Source organism: Janthinobacterium aestuarii (assembly GCF_046113285.1).
Classification (GTDB): Bacteria; Pseudomonadota; Gammaproteobacteria; order Burkholderiales; family Burkholderiaceae_D; genus Janthinobacterium.
In genome coordinates this window covers 1,593,483-1,614,717 of sequence record NZ_CP142524.1, presented here as the reverse complement: position 1 = coordinate 1,614,717, position 21,235 = coordinate 1,593,483, and the positions used below count along the sequence as shown (strand labels likewise).

Sequence of the window (21,235 nt, the reverse complement as noted above, 5' to 3'; positions counted from 1 at the left end):
ACCACTTACATGATCAAGAAGAAGAACATCGAATTCGTCCGCGTCACCCACTTGCGCGGCCCCAACATCTGGACTTACCGCCCGGTGATTGAAGCCTGGGTCGACATCGGCGAACTGGAAGACTATCCATCGAATACCCTGCCCGGCCTGTACGAGCGCCTGGTGGCGTGGCTGCCCGGCATGATCGAGCACCGCTGCGGCGTGGGCGAACGGGGCGGCTTTTTCGAGCGCCTGCGCGAAGGCACATGGTCGGCCCACATCCTCGAACACGTGGTGCTGGAGCTGCAAAACCTGGCCGGCATGCGCACGGGCTTCGGCCAGACGCGCTCGACCAGCCAGCGCGGCGTCTACAAGATGGCCTTCCGCACGCGCGAAGAGCACGTGGGCCGCGCCGCCCTGGCCGCCGCGCGCGAATTGCTGATGGCCGCCATCAATGATGAAGCCTACGACCTGGAAGCGGCCCTGGCGCCGCTGCGCGACATGGTCGACTCGCGCTGCCTGGGCCCGAGCACGGCGAGCATCGTCGATGCGGCCACCGAGCGCCGCATCCCTTCCCTGCGCCTGAACGACGGCAACCTGGTGCAGCTGGGCCACGGCGCCGCGCAGCGCCGCATCTGGACGGCCGAAACAGACCGCACCAGCGCGATTGCCGAAGGCATCGCCAGCGACAAGGATCTGACCAAATTCCTGCTCAAATCGTGCGGCGTGCGCGTGCCAGAAGGCAGCCTGGTGCGCAGCGCCGAAGCGGCCTGGGAAGAAGCGCAGGACATCGGCGTGCCCGTCGTCGTCAAGCCGTATGACGGCAACCATGGCCGCGGCGTGTCGCTGAACCTGATGACCGAAAGCGACGTCAAGGCCGCCTATGAACTGGCCGCGCGCAAGGGCGACAGCTCCGCCGTGCTGGTGGAAAGCTTCATCACGGGCGACGAACACCGTCTGCTCGTCGTCGGCAACAAGCTGATCGCGGCCGCCAAGGGCGAATCCCTGTGGGTCGACGGCGATGGCACTTCCAGCGTGCTGGAACTGGTGAACACGCAGATCAATATCGATCCGCGCCGCGGCGAAGGCGAAGATTTCCCGCTCGGCACCGTCAAGCCGCATGAATCGGGCGAGATCATCCTCGAACTGCAGCGCCAGGGCATGACCGCCCTGTCCGTGCCGCAGGCGGGCCAGAAAGTGCTGATCCAGCCGAACGGCAACGTGGCCATCGACGTCACGGACGACGTGCACCCGTCCGTTGTGCATGCGGCCCTGCTGGCCGCGCGCGTGGTCGGCCTCGATATCGCCGGCATCGACCTGGTCACCACCGACATCACGCGTCCGCTGGAAGAGCAGCGCGGCGCCATCATCGAAGTCAATGCCAGTCCCGGCCTGCTGGCGCACATCAAGCCAGGCGTGGGCCAGCCCCGCCCTGTCGGCGCGGCCATCGTCGACCACCTGTTCGCGGCCGAGGAAACGGGCCGCATTCCGCTGATCGGCGTGACGGGCACGCGCGGCACCAGCCTGATCGTGCGCATGCTGTGCAAACTGCTCAACCTGTCGGGCCTGCACACGGGCGCCGTCTGCAGCGAAGGCATGTATCTGGACCAGCGCCGCGTCGTCAGCAGCGATTGCGTGAACTGGGACGCGGGCCAGCGCCTGCTGCTCAACCGCACCGTGCAGACGGCCCTGTTCGAGAGCAATCCGCGCATGATCCTGGCCGAGGGCCTGGCCTACGACAAGTGCCAGATCGGCGTCGTCACGGACATGGGCAGCCTCGATAGCGTCAAGGATTTCGACGTGCTGGACGAAGCGGGCCTGTACAAGGCCGTGCGCAGCCAGGTCGACGTGGTCGTGCCGACGGGCGTGGCCGTGCTCAACGCCGCCAACGCGCACGTGCTGGAACTGGCCGAACTGTGCGACGGCACGGTGACCCTGTATGCGCAGGATGGCAGCTTGCCCGCCATCGCGGCGCAACTGGCCGCCGGCCAGCGCGCCGTATTCGTGCGCGGCAACCACATCGTGCTGGCCGAAGGCGGCATCGAAACGGTCCTGCTGTGCCTGGACCTGCTGAAACCGGCCACGGCCGGCAATGTCGACAGCGTACTGGCCGTCGCGGCCGCCGCCTGGGCCCTGAACCTGCCCGTCGACCTGATTTGCGCCGGCCTGCGCACCTTCGACGCGGCCCCCGGCTGCATCGGGAATTAAGACTCAAGCCCGGCTACGGCCGGGCCCACAAGAACACAACAGGATTACGGTTTAATTATGGAAGTATCTCGCGTACGGGCCTTGCGGGGCCCTAACCTCTGGAGCCACGACACTGCCGTGGAAGCCATTGTTTCCTGCACCACGCAGGAACTCGACATCGCCCAGCTGCCCGGCTTCGAAGCCCGCCTGCGCGCACTCTTTCCGCAACTGAGCCCGCTGCAACCGCTGGGCAATTACAACGCCGCGCCGATGGCGCAGGTGCTGGAACTGGCGGCGCTGGGCCTGCAGGCGCAAGCCGGCTGCCCCGTCACCTTCAGCCGCACCACGCCGACCCTGGAAACGGGCATCTTCCAGGTCGTCGTCGAATACTCGGAAGAAGCCGTCGGCCGCCTGGCCCTGGAACTGGCGCAGCAGCTGTGCCGCGCCGCGCTCGACGACGCGCCGTTCGACCTGGCCGGCGCCCTGCACCAGCTGCAGGAACTCGATGAAGACGTGCGCCTGGGCCCTTCGACGGGCGCCATCGTCAACGCCGCCGTGGCCCGCAACATTCCGTTCCGCCGCCTGACCGAAGGCAGCCTGGTGACGTTCGGCTGGGGCAGCAAGCAGCGCAAGATCCAGGCCGCCGAAATGGACGGCACCAGCGCGATTGCCGAAGCCATCGCGCAGGACAAGGAACTGACGAAGAAATTGCTCGATTCGGCCGGCGTGCCGGTGCCGCAAGGCCGTGTCGCCGTCGACGCGGACGACGCCTGGGCCGCCGCCTGCGAGATCGGCCTGCCCGTCGTCGTGAAACCGAAGGATGGCAACCAGGGCAAGGGCGTCACCGTCAATGTCACCACGCGCGAGCAGCTGACGGCCGGCTTCCTCGCGGCGCAGGAATTCCGCGACGACATCCTCGTCGAACGCTATCTGCCGGGCCACGATTTCCGCTTGCTCGTCATCGGCAACAAGATGGTGGCAGCGGCCCGCCGCGACCCGCCGCAAGTCGTGGGCGACGGCCAGCACACGGTGCGTGAACTGGTCGACCAGGTCAACCTGGACCCGCGCCGCGGCAGCGGCCACGCCACCTCGCTGACGAAAATCCGCTTCGACGACATCGCCCTGGCCAGCCTGGCCAAGCAGGGCTATGTGGCCGACTCCGTGCCGCCCGTGGGCCAGCGCGTGATCTTGCGCAATAACGCCAACCTGTCGACGGGCGGCTCGGCCACCGACGTCACCGTCGACGTGCATCCTGAAGTGGCGGCGCGCGCCGTCGCGGCCGCGCACATGGTGGGCCTCGATATCTGCGGCGTGGACGTGGTGTCCGACAGCATTCTGAAACCGCTGGAAGAGCAGAACGCCGGCATCGTCGAAGTCAACGCAGCACCGGGTTTGCGCATGCACCTGGCGCCGTCGTTCGGCAAGCCGCGTCCCGTCGGCGAAGCCATCATCGCCGCCATGTTCGCCGAGGGCGACGATGGCCGCATTCCCGTCGTCGCCGTCACCGGGACCAACGGCAAGACCACCACCGTGCGCCTGATCGCCCACCTGCTGACCACCTCCGGCCTGCGCACCGGCATGACGAACACGGATGGCGTGTACATCGAAGGACGCCAGATCGACAGCGGCGACTGCAGCGGCCCGCGCAGCGCGCGCAACGTGCTGCTGCACCCGGACGTGGATGCGGCCGTGTTCGAGACGGCGCGCGGCGGCATGCTGCGCGAAGGCCTGGCCTTCGACCGCTGCCAGGTCGCCGTGGTGACGAATATCGGCGCCGGCGACCACCTGGGCCTGAACTACATCACCACCGTGGAAGACCTGGCGGTATTGAAGCGCGTGATCGTGCAGAACGTGGCTGACAGCGGCGTGGCCGTGCTGAACGCCACCGACCCGGCCGTGGCCCGCATGGCCAAGAATTGCAGCGGCACGGTGACCTTCTTCGCCGCCGACAAGACGCATCCCGTGATGGCCACGCACCGCGCGCAGGGCAACCGCGTCGTGTACGTGGAAGACGGCAAGCTGGTCGCGGCGCAAGGCAAGGAACGCCACGAAATCGCCCTGTCGCAAGTGCCCATCACGCGCAACGGCGCCATCGGCTTCCAGGTCGACAACGTCATGGCGTCGCTGGCCGCCGCCTGGGCCGTGGGCCTGGACTGGAAAACCATCGCGCTGGGCCTGAAAACCTTTGCCAATGAAGCCGACAACGCGCCGGGCCGCTTCAACGTGTTCGACTATCGTGGCGCCACGCTGATCGCCGACTACGGCCACAATCCGGACGCCATCCTGGCGCTGGTGCAGGCCGTCGAAAGCATGCCGGCCAAGCGCCGCTCGGTGGTCATCAGCGGCGCCGGCGACCGCCGCGACGAAGACATCCGTCAGCAGACGGAAATCCTCGGCGCCGCCTTCGACGACGTGCTGCTGTACCAGGACCAGTGCCAGCGCGGCCGCGCCGACGGTGAAGTCGTGGCCTTGCTGCGCCAGGGCCTGGACGGCGCCAAGCGCACCAGCCATATCGATGAAATCAACGGCGAATTCGTCGCCATCGACAAGGCCCTGGCGCGTTTGAGCGAAGGCGATCTGTGCCTGATCCTGATCGACCAGGTGGAAGAAGCGCTGGCGCACATCGCCAAGCGCGTCGCCGAAGCGTAAGCGCGCCAACTGCGCACAAGGGCGGCCTGCGGGCCGCCTTTTTTTTCGCTCCTGCGCGGCCGGCGCACCGGCGCGCATTTCATCGGCAGCGAACAGCGATGCCTGGGTGCGCCGCCAGGGCGCATGAATGCAGCAGGGATACCGGAATTGATATTGACTTCGCAAAAGAAGTCATTTGTGGGGCAAAGTCATTCCCACCTACCATGTTTCTTGAGCAGGTTCCAGCTCTGGCGGCGACTGCCGCAGCGTTCTCAACATAACTAAAATACAGGTGGAGACAAGATGAAGCAATCGATGGCAACGGGCACCCGCACGTCCCGGCACAACACACGTCTGACCTTGAAGGCCACAGTGGCCGCGCTGGCCGGCGCCGGCCTGCTGAGCAGCGCGTCCGTCTGGGCGCAACAGGCGCCCGCCGCGGAAACACCAGCGGCAGAAGTGGTAGAAACAGCACCGGCGGCAGCGCCAGCCGACAGCGGCATCGCCGTCGTCGCCGTCACGGGCGTGCGCAGGGCGGCACAGAGCGCGCAGACGATCAAGAAAAACAACGACCAGGTGGTCGACTCCATCGTCGCCGATGAAATCGGCAAATTCCCCGACAAGAACGTGGCCGAAATCCTCGGCCGCGTGACGGGCGTGCAGATCCGCCGCGAAAGCGGCGAGGCGGGCACCGTCATCATCCGCGGCTTGCCCGGCGTGGTGACCCTGCTCAACGGCCGCGAGATGTTCACCTCGGTGGGCCGCAGCCTGTACCTGGCCGACATTCCGACGGCCATGCTGCAGCGCGTGGACGTGTACAAATCGCAGGGCGCCGACATGGTCGAAGGCGGCACGGCCGGCGTGATCGACGTGCGCACCAACCGCCCGTTCGACTTCAAGGGCTTTACGGCATCGGGCAATGTGCGCGCCGAACACCGCGACAAGGCCGGCTCGACGGACCCGAACGTCAGCGGCATGGTCTCGAACCGCTGGAAGACCCCATACGGCGAATTCGGCGCCCTGCTCGGCCTGTCCTACCAGCGCGGCAGATACTATGACGAGACGATCTGGAACGCCGAACCCGTCAAACGCCCCGAAGCGGGCAACATCACGGGCCCCGATTCCGTCGGCATGATCCCGACCGTGGGCGACCGCAAGCGCTACGCGGCCAATGCCGCTTTCCAGTGGCGCCCGAACTCGCAGGTGGAAGTGTATGCGGAAGGCATGTCGACCCTGATCAAGCATGCGTTCGACAGCCAGTTCTTCGTCGGTTCGCTGCCCTGGGGCCAGAACCCGGACATCACCCTGATCCCCGGTACCAGCCAGGCGGCCACGGTGGGCAAGATCGACGGCCCGTGGTCGCCGTTTACCCTCGGTTCGACACAGGCGCGGCGCGACCGCTCGATCGGTTCGCAAGGCGCCATCGGCGCGCGCTGGGACATCACGCCGCAGCTACGCGCCACCACGGAGCTGGCGCGCACGGTGAGCAACTTCGAGCGCGAATTTCCCATCCTCGACTTCCTCGCCCACCCGACCAGCGTGATCGGCAGCACGAATGTGAACGGCGGCGCGCAGATCAGCTACCCCGGCTACAACATGCTGGACCCGAAGAACTACACGCTGCTCGGCTTCTACGATAACCACAGCCACGACGAAGGCAGCTCGACCGACTGGCGCGGCGACCTTACCTACGACATGGACAGCACGGGCTTTTTCCGCGAATTTTCGGGCGGCGTGCGCCTGGCCAAGCGCAAGGCCGAATCGATCCGCGAAAAAAATGGCCAGGGCGGGTTGACGTCGATTATGACTGCGGACGCGATTCCCGGCCTGGCTTGCGCCTCGCACGAGAACACGGGCAACTTCGGCCTGCAAAGCTGGCTCACGCCCTGCCGCGACTTCATGCTCAACAACACGGCCGCGCTGCGCCAGCTGTTTACGGGCAGCAGCGAACGCAGCCCGGACGATCCGATGACCCACTACAAGGATGTGGAAAAAACCAATGCCGTCTACGGCAAGGCGCGCATCGGCTTTGACCTGGCGCAGGTACCGGTCGATGGCACGCTGGGCGTGCGCGTGGTGCAGACCAAGCAGGACTTGCAAGGCAATTCCTCGCAAAACGGCATCGTCACGCCCGTGCGCGTGAAGACGTCGGATACGGACGTGCTGCCCAGCCTGACCCTGAAAGCCCTGCTGCGCCAGGACCTGATCGCCCGCATGACCGCCGGCAAAGCCGTGCAGCGCCCGAACTTCGCCGACTTCAACCCCGGCGTGAGCCTGGGCCAGAGCCTGGAAATGGTGCGCCCGACTGGCAGCGGCGGCAATCCCGACCTCAAACCCGTGGAAGGCAAGAACCTCGATGCAGCGCTGGAATGGTATTTCGCCCAGACGGGTTCCGTCACGGCCACCGTGTTCCGCCACAATTTCAAGAACTACATCCTCTCCGGCTCGGCCAAGGAAACGTACGGCGGCATCGAGTACGACATCACGCGTCCGCGCAACACCTCGAAGGGCCATCTGCAAGGTCTGGAAATGGCTTACCAGCAGTTCTACGACAAGCTGCCCGGCTGGATGAGCGGACTGGGCCTGCAGGCGAACGCCACCTACATGACGGGCGAGCTGGAAGAGTTGAATGGCAGCGTGCACCCGTTCACGGGCATGTCGAAGTGGTCGGCCAATATCGTCGGCCTGTACGAACAGGGACCGTGGTCGGCGCGCCTGGCCTACAGCTGGCGCGACAAATATGTCGACGACTACAACTACCGCGGCAAGGGCATCCACCTGACCGTGGCGCCGACCAAGACCCTGGACGCATCGGTCTCGTACAAGCTCAACCCGAACACCACGGTAACGCTGGACGCGAACAACCTGCTCGACTCGACCTACCGCGACTACCACGACACGCCCGACTATGTGCGCGATGTGCGGCGCTATGACAAGGTCGTCGGTTTGTCCGTCCGCTGGAGCTACTAGTGGACACCTGACCAAACCGGCTGCGCGGCGCGCTTTGCGGCCGGCGATGCTCACGGCACTACAGTGCCGTTGCGCTTCTCGGCCACAAATCACTGCCGCTCGCGATGGTTTTGTCAGGCGTCGAGACGTTGTTAAAAACAATATACCTTTCTTCCTTCGAGGGTTTTCAGCGCCAGCCGGCAACGGTTGGCGTTTTTTTTGCTCTATGGAATCTATCCGACAGTGGAATTGATCTGGCGCAAAGCGATGGCGTCGGGGCGCTTTTATGCTGGCAGCTTGACTAGCGAACCCGGCGGGGGACAGCATGCGCGATGCACGGCCCATCGACACACAGTTATTTCAACCCGACATCCCGGTACGGCTCGACATGCGCACGGCGGCGCTGGTCGAACATGCGCTGGCCTTGCAGGAAATGGCCGGCACGGGCGCCGCCGCCCTGTTTTTGCATTGCCACGACGTGCCCCTGCCCACCGCCTTGCGCGTGCTGACGACGGGACCGCGCCGCAAACCGGCCGGGCCGCATCTGTTTGCCCGCCTGCGTCCGCGCACGGCCGCCCGGGTGCAAGGCGCGCCGCTACCGGCGCGCTGACGAATCCTGTACCATCGCCGCAACCTATCAAATGAGGCACGGCGATGCAGGCAGCGACACCCCACGATTCCTATGCGGCACTGATGGACCTGATCAAGGCGCGCCATGCGGAACTGAGCCCGCAATTCCAGGCCGGTGCCCGCTACCTGGCCGACCATCCGGACGAAGTGGCCGTCTCATCGATGCGCAGCATCGCCGCGCGCGCGCAGGTGCAGTCGGCCGCCCTCGTGCGCCTGGCGCAGCAGCTGGGCTTTGCCGGCTGGCCCGAACTGAAAGCCATCTTCGTCGAACGCCTGCGCGCGGGCCAGGCCGGCTATGCGGCAAAGGCGGGCGCGCTGGCCGGCAAAGAGGGGAAAGAGCGCGACCTGGTCACGGAAGTGTTCACGGCGCAGCAGCGCAACCTGGCCGCCACGGAAAGCGCCAACCACACCGCCCTGGACGCGGCCGCCAGCCTGCTGCAGGCGGCACCCCGCGTGCACGTGGCCGGCTTTCGCGCCGCCCATCCGATCGCCTACACCCTGCACTACCTGTACCGGCTGGTGCGCCCCAGCGTGCAGCTGCTGAGCGGCCAGGGCGGCACCCTGGAAATGGACTTGCGCGCCCTGCAGGCGGGCGAAGCCGTCGTCATCGTCAGCTTCGCGCCGTATTCGAGCGAAGCGCTGCTGGTGGCGCAGGCGGCGCGCCAGGCCGGCTGCCAGGTCGTCGCCATCAGCGACAGCGCCATGTCGCCGCTGGCCCTGCAGGCAGACGCCAGCATCGTCATCGCCGTCGACAGCCCCTCGTTCTTCCCTTCCATCGTGGCCGGCGTCGCTGCCGTGGAAAGCCTGGTGGAATTGCTGGTGGCGCGCGCGGGGCCGGATGCCGTCACGGCCATCGGCGCGGCGGAAAGCCAGCTGCGGGCGCTGGGCGCCTATGCAAAAACATCGAATGATGTAAATTAAAACAAAATACATCAATCGTTGCAATGCGGCGCAACGCCTCCTATAATCGGCCATTCCCCCTTTGCCGATAAGAAAGCGATGCCATGAGCCATGTCTTCCACCGCAGCCTGACCGCCACCTACCCTGTCGCCGCGGGCGGCGACGGTCCCTACCTGATCGATGCCGACGGCAAGCGCTACCTGGACGCCTGCGGTGGCGCCGCCGTCTCTTGCCTCGGCCATTCGGATGCGGCCGTGACCGCCGCCGTGCAGCGGCAGATTGCCACGATGGCGTACGCGCACAGCGCGTTTTTCACCAGCGCACCGATGGAGCAGCTGGCCGATTTTCTCGTCGCGCGGGCGCCAGACGGCATCGACAGCGTGTATTTCGTCTCGGGCGGTTCGGAAGCGGTGGAAAGCGCGCTGAAAATGGCGCGCCAGTATTTCGTCGAGCGGGGCCAGCCCCAGCGCCGCCACGTCATCGCGCGCCGCCAGAGCTATCACGGCAACACCCTGGGCGCGCTGGCCACGGGCGGCAACGCCTGGCGCCGCCAGCAGTTCGAACCGCTGCTGATTGGCGTGACCCAGGTATCACCCTGCTATGCCTGGCGCGACCAGCAGGCGCATGAAACGGATGCTGATTACGTGGCGCGCCTGGGCCAGGAGCTGGAAGACAATATCGCCGAGCTGGGCGCGGACAACGTCATGGCCTTCATCGCCGAACCCGTCGTCGGCGCCACGGCCGGCGCCCTGCCTGCCGTGGCCGGCTATTTTGCGCGCATGCGCGCCATCTGCCAGCGCCACGGCATCCTGTTGATCCTCGACGAAGTCATGTGCGGCATGGGGCGCACGGGCAGCCTGTTCGCCTGCGAGCAGGAAGCCATCACGGCCGACCTGATCTGCATCGCCAAGGGCCTGGGCGCAGGTTACCAGCCCATCGGCGCCGTGATGGTGTCGAAGGACCTCCGCGACACCATCCGCGCCGGCACGGGCTTCTTCCAGCATGGCCACACGTATATCGGCCACGCCACGGCCTGCGCCGCCGCCCTGACCGTGCAGCGGCAGATCGAGGAGCGCGATTTATTGGCCAACGTGTGCGCCATGGGCGGCTTGCTGCAGGAGCGGCTGCGCCAGCGTTTCGGCGAGCACCCGCACGTGGGCGACATCCGCGGCCGCGGCCTGTTCCTGGGGCTGGAACTGGTGCAGGAGCGCGCCGGCAAACAGCCGTTCGACCCGGCCCGCCGCCTGCACGCGCGCATCAAGGCGCAAGCCATGCAGAACGGGCTGATGTGCTACCCCATGGGCGGCACCATCGACGGCCTGCACGGCGACCACATCCTGCTGGCGCCGCCCTACATCATCGACGCCAGCCACATCGAGGAAATCGTCGACAAGCTGGGCATGGCCATCGACGCCTGCATCAGCTAAGGCCGCCCACTGTTGCCCACGGTAGAGATCAGGCTGGCGCCGCAGCTCGTCTTGTGCCCCTCGAAGGCCACGGGCACGCCATCGATCAGCACCTGCGGATCGCCCTCGGCGATCACGCAGCGCACATGGCCCTTGATCGGGCAGACGCAAGGGTCGCCCTTGCGCGCCACGGCCACGCCCAGCACCGTGCTGTTCGGCGCCGCGCCTACCACCTTGCCGCCGTGGCTGGTGGGGTCGTTCAAGCGGATCACGCCACGCATGCTCTTCTCCTTGAATAGGTCAAACGCCTCATTGCGAAAACCCCTGGTAATACTCGGGCGCATCGTGGCGCAAGCCCCACCAGGGCAGATACGCGTGATTACCGCTGCGCGCGCGGAACCACGGTTTGTCGGGCCGGATCGGCCGCACGACGGCAGGCGGCGCCACCACCAGCGCCACAGGGGCAAGCAGGTCGCTGGTGCCGGCCACCAGCACGGGCTTGCCGAAATGGTGCGCGTAAGCGATGCCCAGCGCCACGTTCGTCAGCGCCGTGCCCGCGCCCGTCTCGCCCAGCACGGCCTTCAAGTTGAAGCTTTGCTTCAGCAGATCGAATTCCGGCAATTGCACGGTAAGCGTCTGCGCCAGCGCGCCGAGTACACCCCATGAAAACGATCAAACATATCTTCGATATATTTATGGTGGTAGCCGCGGAAGGTTTCAGAGCCATTATTTCCAACCGCAATAGACGCAATGCTTTGCAGTTTGGAATATTTTTCAGGCTTTTCCCTGACCATCTCATCGTTCGGATTTGGTTGTGTCAGCCCCAACGTCCACAGCAATTGCCATTGCGTCGGATAGTCCTTCCGCTGTAGTGGATTAAGCCATTGCAATCCCACCACCTGCGCCATAAACGGACCGCTGCGTGGCACCGTTGCCTCCGGCAATGGCGGCGTCGCGCACGCACCAAGCAAAAGCGACATGAGAACCGCGATCAGCGCCCTCATTGCGAAAACCCCTGGTAATACTCGCGCGCATCGTGGCGCAAGCCCCACCAGGGCAGATATGCATGGTTGCCGCTGCGCGCGCGGAACCACGGTTTGTCGGGCCGGATCGGCCGCACGACGGCGGGCGGCGCCACCACCAGCGCCACGGGGGCAAGCAGGTCGCTGGTGCCGGCCACCAGCACGGGTTTACCGAAATGGTGCGCGTAAGCGATGCCCAGCGCCACGTTCGTCAGCGCCGTGCCCGCGCCCGTCTCGCCCAGCACGGCCGTCAGATTGAAGCTTTGCTTCAGCAGATCGAATTCCGGCAATTGCACGGTAAGCGTCTGCGCCAGCGCACCGAGCCGCGCGGACGAATCCTGATGCGTATTGCCAGCGTCGTGGATGACATAACCGATCCCGGTCTCCGCTTGATTGGCCTTAGCCGCAGCCTCTTCGATGGCCGCCGTCCACGCCTTCACCAGGCGCGGCGGCTCGCCCTTTTTGATTTCAAAATCCGCCACCTGTTTGGTGCTCGGATAGCCGAGCCACGCCAGCGGCGCCCGCTCCGTTTTAAAGTCGGGGCCGGCCAGCACCAGCAGTACCAGGTTCTCGTTGATCTGCCGGTCCAGCGGCCGGCTGGGCGCATCCCAGTTCATGACCCAGACGGTTTCCTTGGGATGGCTTTGCAGGTAGTCGAGCGCTGCGGAAAGTGACGTAAAACCGGCGTTGGGACCGCCCATGGTGAGGCGGACGTCGGGCGGGGTGGAACGGGTCCACAGGGTGGGGAAGTTTGGGTTGCCAATATCAAAGATATCACCAATGTACTCGCGCACAAAATTCGTCGCATCCGCAAGATCAAGTTTTCCTTCAGGAATCGCATACTCAACGTGGATGCCGGCCAACTCACGCCAGCGCGACCTGTCCTTTGCTGAGTATACGTTATAGAAATACTCAGGATCTGAAAAATACGGGCTACGAAATAAATTCATAACTTCACGAATGTACTTCCGATGATAACCGCGAAACGTTTCCTGACCTTCATTGCCAGCGACGACAGGTGAAACAGCCTGCAAACTGGAGTACTTGTTGGGGTTTACCTTAACCATATCGTCGCCAGGATTTGGCTGTACCAGCCCCAAGGTCCACAGCAACTGCCATTGCGTGGGGTAATCCCGCCGTTGCAAAGGGTTCAGCCATTGCACGGCGACCACTTGTGCCATGTACGGTCGCTTGACCATGTCAGGTAAGGCGGCAATGGCATTTTCCGACGTAGTCGATGATGAACGCAGACGCGCGCAAGCTGTCAGAAAAATTAACACCAGAAACACAAGCAAGGCGTACAAAGAAAAGGATTTCAACATGCGAGATTCTCCATGGTGGAAACAACTTGTGAGTAACATTCTTAATAATGGAAATCAATCGACATGGAATTACCTATGCGCCATTTCACCCGACGTCGGCCTCGTATCCAGCGGTGAATTTTCACGCTGATCGATGATTAATGTCGGCATGCCAGCCTCGCATCCGGATTGCATTGCCCAAGCCGCAACAGTTTTCTTATGAAATTCTCCCTTATTAAAGTACTCTAAGAATTCAATTGCAGAATTATCATCACCTACCCACTTCAACAACCGCCAATCCGCCGCCACCCTCAACTTGCGCAACTGGTCGGCCTTGATGCGGCAGACGCCCACCGCCACGTCATACGCAAGCGCCCGCTCTGAGTGCATGGGGTTGGTCAGGATGGTGGAATGGTCGGTGGCGTAGGCGCCCGCCTGGCTGGACATCATTTCCCCTACCCGCGTGCTGCGCCATTGCAGGTACCCGGCGTCGGGCGTGGCGTTGGGCATTTCCTGCTGTACTTTTTGACCCTCGGGACTTTTCCCTTCCCGTATGGCCTGCGCGCGTATCACCGCGCGCTGCTCGAATCGCAGGCGCGCCTCGTCATCGGCCGTGCCCCTGGCGCTGTCCATGCGTTTGGCTTCATTTTTCGCCGCCCGCCCCTGCAGGCCGCCGGGCGGAATCTCATGATCGGCAAGGAGATCGTCGCCGGGCGCGCGCTGCTTGCCCACCTGGCGCGATTCGCCGGGGGGCTCGTAGCCTTCGTCGAATTCCTCGCTGGTCTGGCCAAAGCGCAAGGACTGCGGCTTGAAGGGCGGCAGCAAGTCGGGTGCGCTCAGTTCGATTTTCCAGTCTTTGTGGGGCGAGGCATTGCAGGGGCTGCGGGCCAGGCCCGTGGCCACGATAAACAGAGGCGCAAATCCAACCGTCAGGATGGTGGAAAAGGCGCTCTGGCTGGCCTCGACACCGTGTTTGATGGAATACGACGCATATTTCTGCGCCGGAAACCAGAAGTCCTCGCCGCCCGGCGCAGGCTTGCGCCAGTGATCGCGCCAGTAGTGATAGCTGCCCTGCTTGCCCACCTCAAAACCCTGGGCAAACACGCGCTGCACGCACACGCCTGCCGCCTCGGTGGCAGCCAGTTCGCCGCCGTCCTTGCCGTCCTTGGCCAGCGAACCCGACAGGCCGCGCCAGCCGATGCCCTCGATGGCGACGGACGACACCACCACATCGTGCGGATTGCAATAGATGGTCACCCTGCCATACGATGATTTCTTGCCGCCCCGGGCGGCGCCGGCAATCCCGTATTGCTCGCGGTCCGCCGCGGCGGAAAAACCGTGCTCCAGATTGGCCATGCAGCGGTCGATTTCCTCGTCTGTCTGCACCTCGCCCAGGCTGGCGCGCTGGCCTATGATGGCAAAGAAGTTTTTCAAGGTGGCGATGCGCGCCTGCACCGTCACCCTGCCCGTGCTGCCGTCCGCCGCGCGCAGGTTGCCGGCAACCCAGTTCTCGGCGCTATTGCATTTCGCCAGGCTGTACGGCGAATTACAAATCACATAGTTGTCGGCCACGCAGGGAACGCCATCCACCTTGGGCAGACGGGTGCCCAGAAAGGCCGCCGCCATCGCCACCATCGTGCCCTGGCTGTGGCACACGATGGTGACGGGCACGTCGGCCTGCTGTTGGCGGATGGCTTCGACCAGCTTGGCCAGGCGGTAGGCGGCCAGCACGAAATACGGGCGCGGCGGGCAGCTGTACACTTGCCGTTCCGGGAAGGGATTCATGTGCTGGATGGTGTTCCACAAGAATAAACCCTCGCTCAGTCCGTCCTTCCACAAGTCGGCCAGCGCACTGCAGCCATTGGCAAACGGCCCGCCACCCCAGTAATTGTCTTCATTCAGGTAGATGCCCTTGCCGTATTGCTGCAGTTCCTCGCCGGAAGCCTTGTAGCCCCAGCGAAAACGGATCACGGGAGAAAAAGTGCCGGCATCGCGGATCAAGGTATCGGCCGACATCTCCGGATGGAGAAAGCCTTCGGCCGTGATTTCGGCGCCATAGCTGACCGGCTTCAGTTCGCCGCCTTCCACGCCACGGTGCTGCATATGATGGCAGGAACGCTTGAGGCGTTCGTTGAGGCCGTTGCACAGTCCCTCTTCGGCCGCCGCGTACCACTCGCCATCGGAATTGACGCCGTGCACGAAGATCACGATGCCGGGCAGCGGCAGTTGCTGCAGCGTGTCCCGGTCGCTGCTCTGGAAATTGGCGTTGCAGGAAAACTGACCGAGGATATCGATTTCGGGGTCGTCGCACAGCGGCGGGTGGGGATCGAATTGCATGGTGTGCTCTCCAGTGACGGGGGTTCAGGAACGGCGGCGGAAGAAAAATCCCTTCAGCCGCTGCAGGTGGTCGGTCGCCACCTTCGGCCCGCGCCCGTCGGCACCGCTGACGCCCGTCAAGGGACTGTCGCCTTCGCGCTCGATGTGCACTTCCACGCCTTCGACGGGCAAGCCGTCGGTGGGACGCAGCAAGCGCGGCACGCGGCCCAGCTCGCCTTCGCCGAAGGTGGGCAGTTCCGCCTTCATGCTGGCCGGGCCGCTCCAGTGGTGGCCATCGGTCTTCACCGTCAGTGCGCCGGGACCGCCCAGTTCCACCGCGCCGCCGGACAGTTTCAGGTAGGCGCCACCCGCCGTCATGAAGGTGATTTCGTCCTGCGCCATGCCGACCAGGCGCGTGCCGGCCGTCAGGCGGATGTCCTTGGCGGCGTCCGCCTGCAGCAGGTCGTGCTGGCTTTGCAGCAAAAATTTGCCGAAATGGGCCACCTGCACGATGCCATCCTGGTGCGCGAACAGGGAAATGCCCTTGCCCCCGTTGACGTTGCAGCGCTGGGCCGCGCTCAGTTGCAGATGCTGCTGGGCCACCATGTCGATATTCGCGCCCGCGTTGCCGGCAATGGTCCGGGGCGTGCTCAGCGCCACACCCTCGGGCGCCGTGATGCTGACGGCGGGCTGGTCGGCGGCAATCGCCGCTCCCAGCGCCTTGCTGCCGGCCGCGTCCAGCGCCAGTGCCTGGTGCTGGGCGGCAAACTCGCCCAAGGAGCTAAACAATTCCAGGCACTCCTTCATCACGGCGGCATGCTCGTTGCCGTCGAGCTGCTTGCCGCTGGCACCCAGCTGTTTCCAGGCCGAAATCAGCAGCGAGCGGGCCGTGCGCACGCTGCCGCTGGCGTCGCTGCGCAATTCAAAGCCGTCGCCGCGCTGCCGCCCTACGCCGTCGCTGCGCGGCTCGGTCAGGTAGCCGAGGTTCAATTGCGTGGCCGCCTGGTCGCTGGCCAGTTGCGCGCTGATTTGCGACGGCGTGTCGTCAAAGCACAGCTGGTTGCCGCGCCCGCCCCGCACTTCGCGGCTGCGCATGCCGGACAGATAACGGTTGCCCGGCAAGGCGCCGCGGCTGCTCAGGCCGGGTGGCGCGCCCACGGCGTTGTACAGCTGGCCCACGATGATGGGCCGGTCCGGGTCGCCGCCAAGAAAATCGATCAGCACTTCCGCGCCGATGCGTGGCAAGCTCAAGGTGCCGCATTGTTTGCCGCTGCCCGGGCCATTGCCGGTCCAGCTCGACGCCACGCGCACCCAGGCCGAATCGCGCTCCGTATCGGAAGCACCGGAACCGTTGGCATGCGCGTGGTCCGGCGCGCGCGTCGCAACAAAACGCACCTTGACGCGCCCCAGCGCATCGCAATGCACTTCCTCGCCGGCAGGCCCGACGACCAGCGCGCTTTGCAGGCGGACGACGGGGAAATCGCTGCGCGGATCAAAAGCGGGCACGATGGCGATGCCACGCCGCACGCAGGTAAAACGGTTGCGGTAGCGCAAAGCCGCCTGGCCATCGGCGCCGGCCCCTTGTGCCAGAGCGGCATCGCACTGCCAGCCGCTCTGTGCAAACAGGCGCCCGACCCTGGCATCGAGCCCTGTCGGCAAGTTATTGCTGGCAGCCACGCTCAAGGCCGTGATGACGAAACTGCGCTCGGCCACCGGGTGGCAGTCGATATCGGCATGCCCTTCCAGGCTGAACCATTGGCCCGCGCAAAAGTCGCGCACGCAGCCTTCTCCCTGGAAACACTTGCTGTCCATGTCGTGACGTGCCATCGCCAGCTGGCCCAATTGCCGCAATTCGTCATTGCTGCCGGCGGCCAGCGGCGGCTCCACGATATAGTCGTCGAGACTGGCCGCCAGGCGATTGCCATTCCCGCCCTGATCTGCTCCGCTGTGAGACTGCGTGGCCATGAACTGCGGACTGTGCGGGTGGCCATCGTCCCAGCTGTAGCATTCGAACTTTCCCGCTTGCAAGCGACGCACCGCACTCCAGGCCGTCACGGTATCCCTTTCCTCGGTGGCGTCGTCGCGGTGATAGCGTACCGTGCCGGCCGCATTTTCCGGCAGGCGGCTGGCGTCGTCGAACAGCAGCAGAGCATGCACGGGCATGGTGGTGGCGTTCGCGCTGGCGGTCGCTGCCGCCTGGAAACACCAGGCGATGCCGCGGCGCCTGAGCAGGCGGCGGATAAAGGCGGCATCGGATTCATTGTGCTGCATCGTGAATTCGCGCACGGGCAAGCTGCGCGCCGCCAGCGCCGCATCGATGGTGAGATCCAGGCTGGCGGCGAGCACGCTATTGCCCTGCCGCCACTCCTCAAACAGGAGCTGCACGATCTGCAATTCATGCTTGTTGCGAAACACGCGCGTGTTGACGCGTTTTTCCATCAACGCCAGGCCGTCGCGCAGCACCAGTTGATAGGTCGCCAGACCGCCATCGCTTTGCCCCGCGCTCGCTTCGGCGACGATGCCGCAGACCCTGCGCAGCTGCCCCTGGTCCGTCACGATCTGCAATTCGGCCGGCACGGCGATGAACTGTTTCAGCGGCAACCGCGCTTCGGTGGCGACGCACAGGATGCGGTATTCCAGGCCACCGCAGACGGCCTCGCTTCCGCTGATGCGCTGCGGCAGCAAGACATCCTCATTGCTGCCTTCCGGATAAGCGAGGCGCAGCCGCAAGGCTCGGTTACCAGCGGTCAAGGCCTTGTCCACGGCCAGCCATTGCGCGAAGTCTTCCATGGTTTTCTTCCTTCCAGCGGTCATCGGGGCACAATATGTATGGCGGTCTCAGGCGGAACCATCGAATCGTATGTCGTAATGCATGTCGTCACGGTCGCGAGCCGGCAGCTTGCCGGCCAGAAAGGCATCCTGCGCCAGGCAGGCGCCCATGCCCAGGACGCAGGTGCGCACGTCTTCCCGCCGCAGCACCAGGCGTATCTCGAAGCCCACGCCGGGCAAGCCGAACAGCGCCAGCATCTGGCGCAGGGCCAGCGCGCCCGTCCGGCCGGGCAAGAAATCCTCGTAGACACGGCGCTCCAACGGTCCCAGCACCAGGCGCACGCGCAAGTCGGCGCGCCGGCAGCGCTCGCCCAGCATGGCGCCGTGCCCCAGCCGGGCGTGCGCGGTGGCCAGCAGGGTGCGCTCCTGCGGCGCGCGCCGGAACCAGGCACCCACAAAACGCTGCATGCGCACGGGCACGCCAAAATACTCGGCCAGCACCGCCTGCATCACATCGGCCGCCACGGGCCGATGCCGCAGCAAGGCCGCGTAATGGGCCAGCACATGCGCAGGCAAGCCATCCGCCTGCCGTGCCACCTCGGCAGGCCAGGCACCGGCCAGGGCCAGTTGCAGGGGCAGGAAATCGCCGCCGTTGGCGTCCATCTGGCATTCGATGCGGTAACGTGCCCAGGCCTGGTAAAACAGGGCCAGCGCGCGCTGCGACAGCGTATCGAGCCAGTCACGGGGACCGCCATCGCCCGTTTGCCGTTCGTGGCGGGCGAACGTTTCCGTGTAATGCAGCGGCAAGCTGCCATGCACGCCCAAAAAACCCAGCATTGCCGCCCGCACATGCACCTGCGTATGACCATCTGCTTCCTGCTCCAGCCACAGCTGTTCGATTTCTCCCGGCGCAAACGACAGCGATGCGCTGCCATGCAGGCGCAGGCAATCATCAAACACCTGCTCCTGCGAGATACCCTGCTGCATCAGCCAGGCAGACAGCAGCCGCACCGCCTGAAAGAAAGTGGTGCCGGACGGGTCGGCCAGCAGGCGCGCGACTACACCAGCGCCTGGTTTCCATTGCGGGGCAGGCAGCACAGCAACTCCTTTCCAGTCTTCTGCGACAAGACGATCAGGCGGGTAAACGAGCCCAGGTGCACGTACAGTCCGAGAAAACGTTCGATCACCTGGGCAAACGCATGCAAGCCGCTGCCGACAAAGGCTTCCTCATCGACGGATAGCAGGACGTCAATGCCGAACACCAGGCTGCCGCCCGCCTCGTCGTGCAGCCAGGTACTGGCGGCGCGCTGGCGCAGTCCGGTCATGCCCGCGATCTGGCGCGCGGCGCTGGCCGAACCGGGCAAGTTGTACAACTCGAGTATTTGCTTGAAGAGCGGCAAACCCTGCTCGCTCAGCGACTGATGATTCAGGGACAGTTGCGCGATCAGCCGCCAGTGCGACGCCACTCCCGCAGGGAAGCGGCCTGCAGCGCTGGGCTTGCGCAGCAGGCGCACCGGCAAGGCGCTGGCCATGCCGTCATGGCGCAAATCGCCAGCGGCATTGCCGAACACCAGGCGGCTGGGCAAATCGCGGTTGCTGCAGGTGAGCATGATGGACACCGTTTGCGTCGCGTCGTGCAGCGGCTGCATGGCGCCGTCGACAAAGGCGATGCGCATGTCATAGCCGGGATTGCTCAGCGCCATGTCTTCGTCGCGCCGCGTCACCCAGTAGCGCCCCTGACGGCCGCCCGCCTCGCCGTGGCGCATCGAATAGAACGGGTGAAACGTGTCCAGCGTGGCACCCTGCGGCGTTTCACCGAGCACCTGCACACTGTCGACGCTGTGGATATCGTAGCAATGCGCCTGCCTGACCGATGGCAGCAGCACATGCTCAGCGCTCGTGTGCGTCAGGCGGATGGGATTGGCCGCCTGGCGGAACAGGTTGACGACGGGCGTGCATCCCAACACCAGATGCCTTGCCGACAGCGGCCGCAGGATGCGCGCGATATCCGTATCGACCTGCACCTCGGCCAGCAGCAGATGCACGGTGCAACGCCGGCACGCCGGAGGCAACAGGGGACGCATCGCGGCCATATCCAGGTCGACGAAATTGAATTTATCCGGGAAGGCAAACCATTCGCCCAGCAGGCGGTAAGCGGGATGCGATGCGGCCGGGGCCGGTATCAAGGCGTCTTCGGCGGAAAAACCGACCGGATGCAAGGGCACCGCGTCCAGCGCATGCCAGGCGCCATCGACTTCCACACAGGCGCGCCGGGTGCGCAGGAACAGGCTGTCGCGCAAGGTGGCGCAAAACGCAGGCTCGCCGTCGAGGAACAGACGCAGCATCGACAGCGGCAGCCCATCCAGCGTGGCTGTGGCGCCCGTCGCTTCGAGCGTGATGCTGATCGCCGCCCCCAAATCCGGCGTCAGGCGCAATGCGGGCGGCGCCGACACGATGGACTGAAAGCGCACGTCGGACAGGCGCAGCGGCGCCACGGCGACATCGTAGACAGTGGTGAACTTGCAGGTGACTCCCTGATGCTCGGCAGCATGCATGACCGTGCCGTACGGGATCATGGCCGGCTCGGTCACCGTCGCAAGGTCGTTATCGATGCGGGCAATGGCGCAGGCAGGAAACGGGCGCAAATAATGGGGGAAATTCACTTCCAGCAAGGTTTCGCTGAAGGTGCCGAAACCATCAGCCAGCCGTTTGGCCGTACGTGCGTTGAACATGGCAAACGCCTGCAGCATGCGCGCCAGGTGCGGGTCGCCCGTGTCTCCGCCCTGGATGCCCAGCGCCCCCGCGATGGCCGGATAGCGCCGGGCAAACGCCTCGTTGTGCGCATGCAAGGTGCCCAGCTCGTGCTCGTAAAATTGCAACAACTCATCCATGCCAGCTCCCAACGCCTGACCCGCATATGTAGGTACAGCCCCATCAGCATTATTGAGGAAGCGGGGAAAAGGAAAATTGAGTTTGAACAAGATTGCAAGCATGAATCGGCAAGCAATGCCTTGCCCACGGCAGCAACTTTTGTTCACTCCTTGTCAATACCAATTGACTTATTCGAAACAATCGTTTTAAATCAGGAAGTTACTCAAAATCAATCATTTTGCGCACACAGCCATCGCAATTCCCTTCCCGATGCCTG

Annotated in this window: 14 protein-coding genes; 6 read left to right on the top strand and 8 right to left on the bottom strand. The window is 64.8% G+C overall.

Annotated elements, in window-relative coordinates; genetic code table 11:
• Window positions 1-9 precede the first annotated feature (9 nt).
• The 6 genes from cphA (OX462_RS07215) (at window position 10) to OX462_RS07190 (ending at window position 10,700) form a co-directional block, all read left to right on the top strand.
• Window positions 10-2,187 carry a cyanophycin synthetase gene (gene cphA / locus OX462_RS07215; protein WP_230505725.1) on the top strand — a complete coding sequence of 726 codons (2,178 nt, stop codon included), beginning with the start codon at window positions 10-12 and terminating at the stop codon, window positions 2,185-2,187.
• Between the two features lie 57 nt (window positions 2,188-2,244).
• Window positions 2,245-4,815, top strand: coding sequence for a cyanophycin synthetase (gene cphA, locus OX462_RS07210; protein ID WP_070221408.1), 2,571 nt, complete (start codon window positions 2,245-2,247; stop codon window positions 4,813-4,815).
• 282 nt (window positions 4,816-5,097) lie between these two features.
• Window positions 5,098-7,764, top strand: a complete 2,667-nt coding sequence (locus OX462_RS07205; protein WP_409028081.1) for a TonB-dependent receptor — start codon at window positions 5,098-5,100, stop codon at window positions 7,762-7,764.
• 304 nt (window positions 7,765-8,068) lie between these two features.
• A complete protein-coding gene (locus OX462_RS07200; protein WP_070291845.1) occupies window positions 8,069-8,353 on the top strand; it encodes a hypothetical protein in 285 nt (94 codons plus the stop codon).
• 44 nt (window positions 8,354-8,397) lie between these two features.
• Complete coding sequence (locus tag OX462_RS07195; RefSeq protein ID WP_409028080.1) at window positions 8,398-9,294, top strand: MurR/RpiR family transcriptional regulator; 897 nt, start codon at window positions 8,398-8,400, stop codon at window positions 9,292-9,294.
• A gap of 83 nt (window positions 9,295-9,377) precedes the next feature.
• Window positions 9,378-10,700, top strand: a complete 1,323-nt coding sequence (locus OX462_RS07190) for an aspartate aminotransferase family protein (RefSeq protein WP_409028079.1) — start codon at window positions 9,378-9,380, stop codon at window positions 10,698-10,700.
• Here OX462_RS07190 and OX462_RS07185 read toward each other — a convergent pair.
• The 8 genes from OX462_RS07185 to tssF all read right to left on the bottom strand — a co-directional run bounded on the left by OX462_RS07185 (window position 10,697) and on the right by tssF (window position 20,978).
• Window positions 10,697-10,960 carry a PAAR domain-containing protein gene (locus OX462_RS07185; RefSeq protein ID WP_070221412.1) on the bottom strand — a complete coding sequence of 88 codons (264 nt, stop codon included), beginning with the start codon at window positions 10,958-10,960 and terminating at the stop codon, window positions 10,697-10,699. The two genes, OX462_RS07190 and OX462_RS07185, sit on opposite strands and share 4 nt — an antisense overlap.
• Before the next feature lie 28 nt (window positions 10,961-10,988).
• Window positions 10,989-11,306: a hypothetical protein gene (locus OX462_RS07180; protein WP_409028078.1), complete on the bottom strand. Its 318-nt coding sequence runs from the start codon at window positions 11,304-11,306 to the stop codon at window positions 10,989-10,991.
• On the bottom strand, window positions 11,279-11,683 hold the full coding sequence (locus OX462_RS07175) for a hypothetical protein (protein ID WP_254679591.1): 405 nt from the start codon (window positions 11,681-11,683) through the stop codon (window positions 11,279-11,281). Before OX462_RS07175 ends, OX462_RS07180 begins: the two co-directional genes overlap by 28 nt.
• The gene (locus OX462_RS07170) at window positions 11,680-13,023 is read right to left on the bottom strand and encodes a hypothetical protein (RefSeq protein ID WP_070291848.1); all 1,344 of its coding nucleotides are present in this window, start codon (window positions 13,021-13,023) and stop codon (window positions 11,680-11,682) included. The genes OX462_RS07175 and OX462_RS07170 overlap by 4 nt, the downstream gene beginning before the upstream one ends.
• 69 nt (window positions 13,024-13,092) lie before the next feature.
• Window positions 13,093-15,339 (bottom strand): T6SS effector phospholipase Tle3 domain-containing protein, encoded by a 2,247-nt coding sequence (locus tag OX462_RS07165; RefSeq protein ID WP_409028077.1) that lies wholly within the window; start codon window positions 15,337-15,339, stop codon window positions 13,093-13,095.
• Window positions 15,340-15,363: 24 nt separating this feature from the next.
• On the bottom strand, window positions 15,364-18,108 hold the full coding sequence (locus OX462_RS07160) for a type VI secretion system Vgr family protein (RefSeq protein ID WP_070221415.1): 2,745 nt from the start codon (window positions 18,106-18,108) through the stop codon (window positions 15,364-15,366).
• A 48-nt stretch (window positions 18,109-18,156) separates the two neighbouring features.
• Window positions 18,157-19,185, bottom strand: coding sequence for a type VI secretion system baseplate subunit TssG (tssG, locus tag OX462_RS07155; protein ID WP_083286936.1), 1,029 nt, complete (start codon window positions 19,183-19,185; stop codon window positions 18,157-18,159).
• The gene (gene tssF, locus OX462_RS07150; protein WP_409028076.1) at window positions 19,146-20,978 is read right to left on the bottom strand and encodes a type VI secretion system baseplate subunit TssF; all 1,833 of its coding nucleotides are present in this window, start codon (window positions 20,976-20,978) and stop codon (window positions 19,146-19,148) included. The genes tssG and tssF overlap by 40 nt, the downstream gene beginning before the upstream one ends.
• Between the last annotated feature and the right edge of the window lie 257 nt (window positions 20,979-21,235).

Excerpts from the sequence above, each read along its gene's own strand:
- cphA (WP_230505725.1), top strand. The coding sequence starts at position 10 with ATGATCAAGAAGAAGAACATCGAATTCGTCCGCGTCACCCACTTGCGC.
- cphA (WP_070221408.1), top strand. The coding sequence starts at position 2,245 with ATGGAAGTATCTCGCGTACGGGCCTTGCGGGGCCCTAACCTCTGGAGC.
- OX462_RS07205 (WP_409028081.1), top strand. The coding sequence starts at position 5,098 with ATGAAGCAATCGATGGCAACGGGCACCCGCACGTCCCGGCACAACACA.
- OX462_RS07200 (WP_070291845.1), top strand. The coding sequence starts at position 8,069 with ATGCGCGATGCACGGCCCATCGACACACAGTTATTTCAACCCGACATC.
- OX462_RS07195 (WP_409028080.1), top strand. The coding sequence starts at position 8,398 with ATGCAGGCAGCGACACCCCACGATTCCTATGCGGCACTGATGGACCTG.
- OX462_RS07190 (WP_409028079.1), top strand. The coding sequence starts at position 9,378 with ATGAGCCATGTCTTCCACCGCAGCCTGACCGCCACCTACCCTGTCGCC.
- OX462_RS07185 (WP_070221412.1), bottom strand. The coding sequence starts at position 10,960 with ATGCGTGGCGTGATCCGCTTGAACGACCCCACCAGCCACGGCGGCAAG.
- OX462_RS07175 (WP_254679591.1), bottom strand. The coding sequence starts at position 11,683 with ATGAGGGCGCTGATCGCGGTTCTCATGTCGCTTTTGCTTGGTGCGTGC.
- OX462_RS07170 (WP_070291848.1), bottom strand. The coding sequence starts at position 13,023 with ATGTTGAAATCCTTTTCTTTGTACGCCTTGCTTGTGTTTCTGGTGTTA.
- OX462_RS07165 (WP_409028077.1), bottom strand. The coding sequence starts at position 15,339 with ATGCAATTCGATCCCCACCCGCCGCTGTGCGACGACCCCGAAATCGAT.
- OX462_RS07160 (WP_070221415.1), bottom strand. The coding sequence starts at position 18,108 with ATGGAAGACTTCGCGCAATGGCTGGCCGTGGACAAGGCCTTGACCGCT.
- tssF (WP_409028076.1), bottom strand. The coding sequence starts at position 20,978 with ATGGATGAGTTGTTGCAATTTTACGAGCACGAGCTGGGCACCTTGCAT.